We start from the raw sequence: 12,181 nt of genomic DNA on the forward strand, positions 1-12,181 counted from the left end.
CTTAATATTGTCAGGAATATTCTCAATAAATACAAAGGATCAAACTACCCACTTGGAAATGATTTTGCGCCACTTAATGCCTTGGGATCTGCTGACAAAAGATTTATAGTAATCCACTCTGGCTGGAAAATCTTGCTGGCAAAATCTAATTTGGGGCGCAGTCGAACTAAATAGAAGCCATCTTGTTCCACCACGGGGCTTGTGTGTTTTTCTTCCTTTATCTGATACCAAATAACTGGAAAACTAGAACGATTATATATTGTTAAATAGATATCATAATTATTCATTAATGACGAATTTGTTTGCAAGTTTAAAGAGCAAGCCTTATAAATTACTCCATATAAAAACTCATTATTTGTATCTCCCACAGGTAAATATTCTTTCCTCACCCATTCTTTTGGTAGCCATTTTTGGCAAACTAATAGAGTGAATACGTAGTTATTCAGGCATTGGTAAAAAATATTGTCTCGTTCAATTAACCTGTTGAAGTAATTGTTGACATCTTGACTGTTAATTGATTGAGTATTAATAATTATATGGCTATCTACATCGAGCGCAGGTAAATCAACCTTATCAGACCAATGATAGTATCTTATCCCTAGAGTATATTTTCCAGGATTAAGTTTTAACTGATGCCATTGTTCCTGGAGATTTGAATCATAAGAGCTTATATGTTTGATAGCTTTTGCCTGCGGGAAGGTATAGATACCGATAGTCCATGATTGAGCTGAGTCTAGACAAGATTTTACCTCTATGGCTAACGATTCTCTGACATCAAATGGTCCCGCACCAGCAGCAATTGCATGGGGGTTCCAACGGGGACCAGTAACTAGAATAGATGGTAAGATTAAAGGCTTTCTTAGCATTTCATCAGAGTATACTAGCCATCTAAAAACTGTTTTTTTGTTAATGTTTGCATTGATATTTACAAGAGTGCGTATCAATAGCCTCACAATTTTAAAAAATATCAAAGATAAAAAAGCCCGTGGTATTTCCCACAAAAGTTCTATATCTAAAAAGTTTTCGCTATTTCTCATTTGGCAATGACCTCATGGGGTTGTGTTGCAAAAAGTTGTTGAAGTTATTATACTCAAAAAGATCACACAGAAAAGATACTTGATAAAATCGGAATTGTTCATCTGCGGAGTGTGCCAACAACTAACAGTCAGTTAGAAACACCTTTAGAATATAATTGTGCCAGTCTGCTGCATCTGGTGCAAGCCTTGGTACAGACCCAATAGCAACAGGTAGCGCCTCTGTGGGTAGTAACCCAAGGTGCGAAGAGTTCAGGAATTTGCTACAGACCAGTTTCAGTAGACCGAAAACTTTTGCGCTCGTTCTGGCGAACAGACTCACAAGGGTAAGGCTGGGCAACTTTGTCATAGTTAGACCTAACCCCGTTCCCGACACCGCCTATCAGAGCGAAGCGTCATCCGGTTCGCCACTTGGGGGAGATCCAAATAAAAAAATGCTCAACCTTCAATAACTAGTTAGTGTACGAGTTGGCGCGTGGAGGTCGTCAAGCGCCCGCAGGGCGAAGGACTTGCTCCCTTGCATTTTTTTTCTTGTAAGTGCCTGGGACGAGTAGTCGAGGTTTTGGGATTGAGATATTTATCCTCTTTTTTTGGCGAAGGTATTGTAAGGTAATAGTCAAATGCCAGGTTGAACAACCCAACTTTATTAACCCAAGTTGGAGGTTATCAAATGCTGGATGTTTTGTGACTGTCAATTCAGCCGCTCGCCCATAAGGCGAGCGGCTGCCCGGGTTCTCTAGGAGAGATAAAGGTTGAAAGACTATCGACGTTGTGTAAGACCAGATTAAACACGAATTTAACGAGGCAACGACGAATGAGACGGGAAGCTCATATCTTGCACCTATCCGTATAACCCAGGGCTTAGTCAAAAGCAGCGCAATAAAGTTACATCACTTTTCTGAGCTTTTATCGGTTAAATAAGGGCTTCAGGCTTAGTACTGAGTGTGATAATAACATCAATTTTTCTTGGTGCAAAATGTCAGGAAGCCCACATTATATGGGTACTTTGATTAGTGTTGGGTACTTCACGCATATACTCCTCCAAATTTTCGTGCTTGGAGGGGATTTTATTGCTTAAGTGGTGGCATGCGATTGCGCGGAGCGCACTGCCCCTTCGGCAATCGCTCACAAGAGTAACTAGTAACTAGGGTTATTAGCATTCGGTGATCGCTCTCTCTTTGGGATCATCTAACAAAATCCTATTGCTCCTGCGGTCCTCTGCCAAAATCTTCAAAATATCTGAGGCAACCCGAGACCAGCTATAATGAACTTCACTCAGGTAACGCCCCCTCCGACCCATTTTTTCAGTCAAATCGGTTCTAGACAAAAGGTAGTTTATTTGAGTAGCAAAAGCATGAGGGTTTTGGTAATCATTTATGAGGAGACCATTTTGCTCTGGAACGATCACCTCAGAGTTGCCACCTCTAGCAGTGGTAATAATCGATAGCCCTGTTGCCATCGCTTCATAGTGGACTCGCGCTAACGGCTCCTGCCATTGAGAGGCGCAAACAAATATATCCCCTAGAAGGAAGTAATCTGGAATCTCAACTGGTGAAATGAAACCGCTGAGGCGCACAGAATCACCCAAGCTTTTTGCCTGCTCCTTAAGTTCAAGAACGTAAGTATCTTCTTCATTGTTTCCGTACCATTTACTGCCAACTAGCAAGAGTACTGCAGACGGATGTTGCTCAATGACTTCAGGGAAAGCAGATAGCAAAATATGAGGTCCTTTTTTCTTGGACAGACGCCCCACACTTAGCACCACTTTTCTGTCCTTCAACCCATGTTGAGCTAGCAGATCCGCTCGTCGGAGAGCAGCATCTGGTGCCCATAGTGGTTGGAAGCGTTTTAGGTTTACCCCAGCATAAACTGGTTGTAGTTTGTGTCGGTATTCAGGAAACAGATCGGCAATCCCATGAGCAATAAACTCACTAACCGTAACCACCTTCTCAACTAGCTGTAGGCAATGCCGAGCTACCTCAGGAGCAATCTTGGCATCTGCAAACATCTCGTTGTGCATACTAAGTAGAAAACGACTCTTCGGAGTCATTGCTGCAATCAGGGGGAGATATTTAGGACGATTGTAAATAATCACCCACTCAAACATCTCCCCAGCAACAAAATTCGCTACCGCCTGATAGTACGCTTCAGTGTCGCCTGCGGCCCGTTCGTAGCGTATGCCATCTCGAACTTCATGTTCAGGCAGATCTGGGTCAGAGACCGAGAAAACTGTGATTTTATGTTCTCGACTCAAATAAGGCAATATTTCATCAATGTAAGTCTGAATAGCCCCACCTCGGATAAAAGGAACAGGTAACTTTTCTGTACAGACTAATAAGATCTTCACGTTATTGATTTGACCTCTTGTGTTGATGTTGCAAACAGTGATTCCAGCAACTAATCTGTATAATTCAAAACTAGTTATGGAGCGAGATCGAAGATTTAAGCGACAATATTCTACTTAAGAACCGATGTCTGCTTTTTCAACCCTTTTAACTAATTCGTCCTTTACGAATAACGTTTTAGTAGTTTACCAAAGCAACGCATCCAGACTGAAGCCATCCCACAAGAAAATTTGGGATATTTTTTTATTTGGAAGTCCCTTGTTGCCTTGATGGACTACTAGTAGTTCATCGCATTAATTTTGAGACTCGGGTAAATCGTCAAAACCCGCTCTGAAACGTGTTATGGCGCGTCTCTACAACCCATCAGAACTAATGCGATAGGACCAGTAGTAGTTCATGTCACAAGGGAGGTTTGGAGAGGAATGCACATGAGATGAGGAGAATTCCCCGGTCAACGCCGAAGACAATCTTAGCTCGACTTTATCCAAAATTAAGAACTTGGCTTCCTTTATCCGGCAAAAACCCTGGCTTTTTGGCAAATACTTTTCCCATATTAGAGACTATCAATGAAGTTCAAAAAGTAAAACTACCGTCCCACAAAGATTTCAGTGATAGCGATCACGTTGCCAAAAAAATGGATAAAGTCGAGCTTAGAGGATGTCTGAAAAGTCGTAAAGTTTGCCGAATAACCCCTAAGAGTGAAAAGCTTTGAGTAGAGGGAACTTGCAAGCAAAATGAGATGCTGCTAAGGCAATGGCATCATTACCATGTGTTTTTACTGTCTGTTTAGACTTGTCAAGCATAAGCGTGACAAGTCTAACCTCTCTTTTGAAACTACCCCTTGAGGAAGAATCTATGTTAACCACAGAGGGAATCTTAGAAGGTTCGCTACGCAACCATTCTTAACCATCGGTGACTAGTTAAATTCCGCGTTCCTAATTTATACTAGAGCTTCTCGTTTTTTTCATACAAAGTTTTTCCTACTTATGCTTAAAAATATCGTTAATTAAAAAGGCAGTAGGAAATAATTAATGAGGACTTTGTTGAGAAGCACCAGTTTAAAACCACCAAATCGGCGATTGTGGTGGGGGAAAATGATTCTTAAATTTTTTCAACTTCAGCTACTATGAACCTTGTAGCTCAACAATAAACGCCGTTGTAAAAACTAGGTTAACCACTCCGACAACTAAATTAAACGCTGCTTTAAGCGATTAAAGCAACTACATATCTGGATTTTGTTGTCTTATGGTTATACTTTTAGTCCCAAACTTTAGTAGTCCCAAAATCCTTTCCTGCTAGATCTTTTTTGCTTGACAATTACAATAACTGGCTGCACAGAATCGCCTACTTCCCCTGCTTTTTGTAGCTCAGAAATCGCCCTTACTACTTTTCTGAACATCGGACCCCTACCTTCTCGAAGATCGCGGATACGCTTTTTTTTCTGCCGACCGAATTCAAGAATGATAGTATTTGCTTTTTTTTGTTTTTTAGGTTTAGTACTCTCAGTCTGAATCTCTGACATTGGTTTACCTCACTATTTTGGTTATACTTTAGATAACTACACAATTCCTCACTCAGTTGACTATCATCGTTTCACTAAGGGTTGTTATTTGTGAATGATGTAGGAATTGAGGTAACTTTTTTCGCTCTAAACCAAGACTCATTGTCTTGACTTATTCCTTTTAAAACGATGTTTTAAAAGACACGGAAGGTACAGTTTTCCCTTTGTAAATAGGAGCAGTTACATCAAAACAATCAAGCTTTGTTCTATGTACTGACTTGCTTTGCTGTACTGCATATAAAACCTAAATACCCTTTTAAAACATCTTTTGGTACGCGATAAGTCTGCTTAACGGCGGTTACTTTTCCCTATGTCTTGGAAATACTCCTTATGGAAAAAACTAAAATGGATTTAGTTTGTATATACTATAGACTCCTCCTAGCTTAGACAAAGACTTGCTCACATTCTTATTTAAATCGCGAATCCAGCCGTTTTTCTTCTTTTTATTCGATCTTTCGTGCCGACCTAGGTAAGTCTCACTTGCTTTGACTTGATCTTTCGCCGCACGCCTGACGGTCTTTTCCCAAGGACTCAAAAATTTCGATTGCTTCTTCCTCTTCTTTCTTCTCTTTCTCCTTTTCTTATCTTCGCCAAAGATGGTGTCCGCATAGCCACCATAAGAATCATCGCTACGCAGCACCACAGCTCGTTTAAGACCTAGTCCTTTGCTCATATCTACTCCTTAATTTGAGTAATTTGAGTAATTTTGCTTCATTGTTTGAACATATTCTAGCATAATAAACGACGTCTACGTTGAAACCCGTAGTTTTTCCTCGTCAAGATCAAGGTGATTTTTCACCCCTTTATGACGGGGTGACAAGCATCCCAAAACAAATATTATGTAAAGATTTGCTCGAATTATGGTATAAAAATATAGCTCAGTCATTTTCAACAAAACTAACTAAGATTAAAAGTTGGGTATGTTGGGGGTACTACTTACTGATCTAAAAAACTTACCTAAACCTAGTAGTCTACTAAGGAAACTTCGCCCGGTCAGATAGTCGGGTATAATAGCTCCATCTTCTTACGTGCAACCGTGGTTTGAAAGCGCCAATTTACACTTGCTTACGCATGATTGGGTTGTTGCTGCCAGGTGGCAATTTCTGACTTTAATAATTGGCGATCGCCAATCCGTCTCTCTAAACATTGACGTGATAAAACAAACAATTCAATCTCCACCTGGTGAGCGCCAACTTGCATGTTTTGGGGTGTAGTGATACTAATACCAATTTAATATGAAGCTGCATAGAATAGGGCTTCATATTAAATTGGTATAATATCTACTTAATACCGGGTTGGCACAAGCTCCCGACACGACAACTTTTGTCCCCAACATTGCTAAATGGTTTACAGAGGGCGTAGCACAGGTAAATTCCATGCCTACTCCACTAACTTCCCGTTGACCGAATCTGAGTTAGCACAGACAATGCCTAAAGCAGGTTACACATGGAGTGTTGGCAAGAATATTAAAATTGATCTGTCAACTTTGTTAATCTATAGATGGCATCTTTCTGTGGGGAGATTTGGCTGATAATCAGGTGTTAATTGATTATGTCAAAGCTGGGGGGAACATTTATTTAACTGTAGGAACTTTGAAGATTCTCAGCAAGAAGCCAACAATTGGTATACTTTTATCAAGGTCTTTAGTTTAGGAGAAAGACAAAGTACTATTATCGGTCAGAGTTTTGGAATGCAGTTGTAGCTGGAAAGCTGACAGAGACTAGAACGCCAGTTTGAATTTGGTACGGCTAGTTTAGCCGGGATTTTCCTCCATAAACACGAAGACTCAGAGGTCGGTGGTTGAATCAGGAAGTTTTTGTGAGCATTTGTGAGCAAAAATGGAACGGTTAACTGTCTTGTAAATTATTCAGGGCAAACGCATCTTGTCAATAAGAGCGTTTAAATCTCAATAAACGGGAAAAATATCGCATTAATGTCTGCTTATTGACAAAGCTTTAGGCGATCGCTCATAGCCGTAGAAAATCAATCAAACGATAAACTCTAATGATTTCGTTAATACACTAACAAAGCTTTTTGTCAAGACTAATTTAGATGCGTTTGCCCTGGTAAATTATTTGCTTAACTGTCTTAACTGTCCTTGCATTATCCTCGTCCCATTGATAATTTTAAAATGGAGAAAATTGAATGATTAAAAGTTACGATTTGCTCTATTTTATGGGTTTTTGAAATTCGCAAATGCCCGTTGTAAAATCAAAGGGTTTGCAGCCCTCGCTTGCAAATATGATTGGGCAATGAGTACTTCTAAAAATTCAGATTAAAATGAGCAGAACGTGGGTAAGGCTCCGCTCTTTTCAACACATCCAACGCTGAAAATCAAAAGTTAAAACCATGACAACCGTTAACCAGACAAATCAATTGTCAAAACTGGGTTGCGAGAATGAAAATCAACTTCGTTCCCTTGAGGGAGGAGCTGCTACCAGCATAAATTTCGTTAATAAAACCAGCGCTTTAGTGAAAGTTTACTGGATTAACTATCAAGCTCAGCGCCAATTATACAAAGATTTAAAACCAGGAGAGTCGTTCACACAATCGACCTACGTTAATCATCCTTGGGTGGTTACCGATGAACAAGGAGGATGTTTGGGAATCTTCCAGCCTGAGGGCGAACGCAAAGATGCTATCATTGAACCTTTGTCAGGGCAAGGACAAGGACAAGGAACCAGCACTGAAGCACCTTCACCAGAAAGCTCTCAAACACCTCAAATCGGCAAGATAGTAGTCAACGCTGACGAATGGACTTTAAGTAACACCGGGTTTACACAAGCTCCGGACACGGTGAATTTTGTCACCAATATTGCTAAATGGTTTGCTGGGGGGCGTAGTACAGGGAAATTTCATGCCTACTCCACTAACTTTGGCTTAACAGAATCTGAGTTAGCACAGACAATGGCTAAAACAGGGTACATATGGACTGTTGGCAAGAATATTAAATTTGATCTGCCGACGTTGTTAACCTATGATGGCATCTTTCTGTGTGGAGACTCGGTTGATAATCAGGTGTTAATTGATTATGTCAAAGCCGGGGGGAACGTTTATCTGGGAGCAGGAACATTGGAAGATCCTCAGCAAGAAGCCAAAAATTGGTATACTTTCCTCAAAGCCTTTGGTTTAAAACTTTCGGGCATATATAACGAAATTAGAGGTAATCAAGCCGTTAATACTTCTCATCCAATTTTTGCCGGAGTGAAAGCTATTTATCAAGCTAATAGCAACCCCATTGTTAATTTAGAACCAGGATCTAAAACTAGTCAGCTGATCCTTACTCAAGCAAACGGACAAGGGCTGATTGCCACTTTTGAGGGTAGTGAAAAGACAAAGACACCTTCATCCCAACCACCAGAAAGCTCTCAAACACCTCAAATCGGCAAGATAGTAGTCAACGCTGACGAATGGACTTTAAGTAACACCGGGTTTACACAAGCTCCGGACACGGTGAATTTTGTCACCAATATTGCTAAATGGTTTGCTGGGGGGCGTAGCACAGGGAAATTCCATGCCTACTCCACTAACTTTGGCTTAACAGAATCTGTGTTAGCACAGACAATGGCTAAAGCAGGTTACGCATGGACTGTTGGCAAGAATATTAAATTTGATCTGCCAACTTTGTTAACCTATGATGGCATCTTTCTATGTGGAGACTCGGTTGATAATCAGGTGTTAATTGATTATGTCAAAGCCGGGGGGAATGTTTATCTGGGAGCAGGAACAGGTTCGGATGGACCTCAGCCGGAAGCCGACCATTGGAATACTTTTCTCAATGCCTTTGGTTTAAAACTTTTAGGGGTATATAACGGCATTAGTGGTAATCAACCCATTAATAGTTCTCATCCAATTTTTGCCGGAGTGAAAGCTATTTATCAAAATAATGGCAACTCCATTGTTGATTTAGCTCCAGCGTCTCAAACAAATCAGATTATCCTCACTCATCCAACCGGACAAGGGCTGATTGCCACTTTTGAGGGTAGTGAAAAGACAAAGACACCTTCATCCCAACCACCAGAAAGCTCTCAAACACCTCAAATCGGCAAGATAGTAGTCAACGCTGACGAATGGACTTTAAGTAACACCGGGTTTACACAAGCTCCGGACACGGTGAATTTTGTCACCAATATTGCTAAATGGTTTGCTGGGGGGCGTAGCACAGGGAAATTCCATGCCTACTCCACTAACTTTGGCTTAACAGAATCTGTGTTAGCACAGACAATGGCTAAAGCAGGTTACGCATGGACTGTTGGCAAGAATATTAAATTTGATCTGCCGACTTTGTTAACCTATGATGGCATCTTTCTATGTGGAGACTCGGTTGATAATCAGGTGTTAATTGATTATGTCAAAGCCGGGGGGAATGTTTATCTGGGAGCAGGAACAGGTTCGGATGGACCTCAGCCGGAAGCCGACCGTTGGAATACTTTTCTCAATGCCTTTGGTTTAAAACTTTTAGGGGTATATAACGGCATTAGTGGTAATCAACCCATTAATAGTTCTCATCCAATTTTTGCCGGAGTGAAAGCTATTTATCAAAATAATGGCAACTCCATTGTTGATTTAGCTCCAGCGTCTCAAACAAATCAGATTATCCTCACTCATCCAACCGGACAAGGGCTGATTGCCACTTTTGAGGGTAGTGAAAAGACAAAGACACCTTCATCCCAACCACCAGAAAGCTCTCAAACACCTCAAATCGGCAAGATAGTAGTCAACGCTGACGAATGGACTTTAAGTAACACCGGGTTTACACAAGCTCCGGACACGGTGAATTTTGTCACCAATATTGCTAAATGGTTTGCTGGGGGGCGTAGCACAGGGAAATTCCATGCCTACTCCACTAACTTTGGCTTAACAGAATCTGTGTTAGCACAGACAATGGCTAAAGCAGGTTACGCATGGACTGTTGGCAAGAATATTAAATTTGATCTACCGACTTTGTTAACTTATGATGGCATCTTTCTGTGTGGAGACTCGGTTGATAATCAGGTGTTAATTGATTATGTCAAAGCCGGGGGAAACGTTTATTTGGCTGTAGGAACTTTGGATGATTCTCAGCAAGAAGCCAAAAATTGGAATACTTTTCTCAATGCCTTTGGTTTAAAACTTTCGGGCGTATATAACGGTATTAGAGGTAATCAAGCTGTTAATAGTTCTCATCCAATTTTTGCCGGAGTCAAAGCTATTTATCAAAATAATGGCAACCCCATTGTTAATTTAGCTCCAGCATCTCAAACTACTGAGCTGATCCTTACTCAAGCAAACGGACAAGGGCTGATTGCTGTTGCGGGTAGTGAAAAGACAAATACACTTTCATGCCGACCAGTAGCCTTTAAAGTTCCTAACGGACAGTACTTGGTCGCAGAAAATGGTGGCGGTGGTCCACTGCTAGCGAATAGTGATCGCATTAAAACTTGGGAAACCTTTAGGTTGATTACCCTGGAAAATGGCAAAGTAGCATTGCAAGCTCCGCTCAAACAAGAGTACCTCAGCGTACTTCCAGATGGCAACTTTGCTTGGGTAGGTCACATCAAAGAATACGAAATGTTTGACCTGGTGCGAATGGCAGACAACAAGGTGGCGCTCAAGGATCACCACGGTAAATACATCTCGATCCAACAGGGTGGAGGTGGGACAGTGATTGCTAACGAATTAACTATTAAAGAGTGGGAAATTTTGGAGTTAATCGAACTAGAATCAGAGATTTCCAATCAGAAGAAAAAGAAGGATAAAAAAAGTAAACGTAAAAAAGCAAACACTATTATTCTTGAATTCGACAGCCAGAAAAAGAAGGCTATCGACGATTTTACACAAGGCAGAGGTCGGCTTTTCAAAAAAGTAGCAAAGACGATTTCTCACCTGCAGGAATCAGGGGAGATAGATGATGGTGTACAGCCAGTGATTGCGATTATCAGGCAAAAAAAATCTACAAAGATATTCTGGGACTAGTAGTTTCCCACAGAAATTATGACAAGTTCAGTAGACCGAAAAGTTTTCTAGAAGGCTTACCAACCATTCATTTGAGCGAGTGTACACCATTCACGCTTAATCCCCTTAAAATCTGCTTTTTGAGCAACGGAGGTTGTGGATTAACTCTGTGCAATCGCAGAAGCTCGCTCTCGTCAACTTCAAAAGCATCGCCTGAAACCCTTATTCTTTCGTCAAATTTCAAAAGTTTTCGGTCTACTGAAGTTAGCTAGTACGGCAAAATAGTAAGAAATCGGAATAGTCGTCATAATATAGAAAAAAACGATTATTCCGAAAATATGCCATATATCACCCCACAAGAAGCATCAGAACTAACAAGATTTCATGTCAAGACTTTAGCGAAATGGGCGGATGAAGGTAGAGTGCTTTGCATTAGATCTAATGGTGCTCATAGGTGCTACGACTCAACTGCTCTAAAGAAAATGATTGGAGAAGACCAAAGAGTAGTTATTCTATATGCTAGTGCAAGCTAGCAGAAATAACTGACCAGTCTACGCAGAATTGGGAGAACCTAAAAACTTTCAAACAAATGGTTTTGCCAACGTGGGATTGAAGTAATCAATAAAATTTAAAATTGGTTGCTTGAGGTCTTTAGTAGAAGTAAAGTTACCACTTTCGTTGTAAGCGACGTACCAAGATGCTAAACCAGCACTCAATGTGCTACATCGCCAAGAACTATGCTTTGGAGTATAGACAAAACGAATTCGATGACCCAGATCAGTTAAAAAGGCTGCACGAGACTCCATCGAATGGAGAATTCCAGATTTACCTTTAACGCCTAAATCAGTGCCAATCCCGCAGTTAGTAGCGACAAGTCTAACTAAAGATTCTGATTTATGGGTATTGAGTTGATCGTTGACTTCCCCTCCAATGTTTCTATTATTTGAGCTTATCAGTGTTTAGTACAACTCAAAAACTGGTTAGTTATTTTTGCCTACCTGCACTAGTTGCCCTCTCTGAAGGCAAAAATTGACAATTCCCCAATCCTTTCCCCCGACCTTTGATGGATGCTAGTATCAACAACCAACTTGACTCCACTTTTTTATACCTCTAACCGAGCGGCATGTTTTAGTACATTTTAACTACTAGGCGAGTGAGCAGCGACTTTCAGTAGACCGAAAACTTTTGTAAGTTGACGAAAGAATAAGGGTTACAGGCGACGCTTCTAGGATCCAGGAGAGCGATTGCGCTCCCTCATATCTTGCACCTGGAAATTTGAATGTCAATTCCAAGACTAAGTGCCAGTT

8 protein-coding genes are annotated in these 12,181 nt (G+C 40.8%); 1 reads left to right on the forward strand and 7 read right to left on the reverse strand.

Features of this window, described 5'->3' with window-relative positions; genetic code table 11:
* Positions 1-44: 44 nt before the first annotated feature.
* From ACM0OZ_RS39745 to ACM0OZ_RS39770, 6 genes are all read right to left on the reverse strand, one after another.
* Positions 45-1,037 (reverse strand): DUF6208 family protein, encoded by a 993-nt coding sequence (locus ACM0OZ_RS39745; protein WP_414588372.1) that lies wholly within the window; start codon positions 1,035-1,037, stop codon positions 45-47.
* A gap of 121 nt (positions 1,038-1,158) precedes the next feature.
* Positions 1,159-1,383 (reverse strand): hypothetical protein, encoded by a 225-nt coding sequence (locus ACM0OZ_RS39750; RefSeq protein WP_414588373.1) that lies wholly within the window; start codon positions 1,381-1,383, stop codon positions 1,159-1,161.
* Positions 1,384-2,187: 804 nt separating this feature from the next.
* Positions 2,188-3,381, reverse strand: coding sequence for a glycosyltransferase family 4 protein (locus tag ACM0OZ_RS39755; RefSeq protein WP_414588374.1), 1,194 nt, complete (start codon positions 3,379-3,381; stop codon positions 2,188-2,190).
* A gap of 1,268 nt (positions 3,382-4,649) precedes the next feature.
* A complete protein-coding gene (locus ACM0OZ_RS39760) occupies positions 4,650-4,901 on the reverse strand; it encodes a hypothetical protein (RefSeq protein WP_414588375.1) in 252 nt (83 codons plus the stop codon).
* Positions 4,902-5,280: 379 nt separating this feature from the next.
* Entirely contained in the window at positions 5,281-5,613 is a 333-nt protein-coding gene (locus ACM0OZ_RS39765) for a hypothetical protein (RefSeq protein ID WP_414588376.1), read from the reverse strand.
* A 392-nt stretch (positions 5,614-6,005) separates the two neighbouring features.
* A complete protein-coding gene (locus tag ACM0OZ_RS39770; RefSeq protein WP_414588377.1) occupies positions 6,006-6,140 on the reverse strand; it encodes a hypothetical protein in 135 nt (44 codons plus the stop codon).
* A 1,149-nt stretch (positions 6,141-7,289) separates the two neighbouring features.
* Between ACM0OZ_RS39770 and ACM0OZ_RS39775 the strand changes: the two genes are divergently transcribed.
* A complete protein-coding gene (locus tag ACM0OZ_RS39775) occupies positions 7,290-10,895 on the forward strand; it encodes a hypothetical protein (protein ID WP_414588378.1) in 3,606 nt (1,201 codons plus the stop codon).
* Positions 10,896-11,455: 560 nt separating this feature from the next.
* On the opposite strand, the gene ACM0OZ_RS39780 is transcribed toward ACM0OZ_RS39775, so the two are convergent.
* Positions 11,456-11,680, reverse strand: coding sequence for a hypothetical protein (locus ACM0OZ_RS39780; protein ID WP_414588379.1), 225 nt, complete (start codon positions 11,678-11,680; stop codon positions 11,456-11,458).
* Positions 11,681-12,181 lie beyond the last annotated feature (501 nt).

Source organism: Scytonema sp. PCC 10023 (genome assembly GCF_963920835.1).
Taxonomy (GTDB): domain Bacteria; phylum Cyanobacteriota; class Cyanobacteriia; order Cyanobacteriales; family Nostocaceae; genus Kalymmatonema.

Coding starts and splice junctions, on each gene's coding strand:
- ACM0OZ_RS39770 (WP_414588377.1), bottom strand. CDS start 6,140: ATGCAAGTTGGCGCTCACCAGGTGGAGATTGAATTGTTTGTTTTATCA.
- ACM0OZ_RS39775 (WP_414588378.1), top strand. CDS start 7,290: ATGACAACCGTTAACCAGACAAATCAATTGTCAAAACTGGGTTGCGAG.
- ACM0OZ_RS39760 (WP_414588375.1), bottom strand. CDS start 4,901: ATGTCAGAGATTCAGACTGAGAGTACTAAACCTAAAAAACAAAAAAAA.
- ACM0OZ_RS39765 (WP_414588376.1), bottom strand. CDS start 5,613: ATGAGCAAAGGACTAGGTCTTAAACGAGCTGTGGTGCTGCGTAGCGAT.
- ACM0OZ_RS39780 (WP_414588379.1), bottom strand. CDS start 11,680: ATGGAGTCTCGTGCAGCCTTTTTAACTGATCTGGGTCATCGAATTCGT.
- ACM0OZ_RS39750 (WP_414588373.1), bottom strand. CDS start 1,383: ATGACAAAGTTGCCCAGCCTTACCCTTGTGAGTCTGTTCGCCAGAACG.
- ACM0OZ_RS39745 (WP_414588372.1), bottom strand. CDS start 1,037: ATGAGAAATAGCGAAAACTTTTTAGATATAGAACTTTTGTGGGAAATA.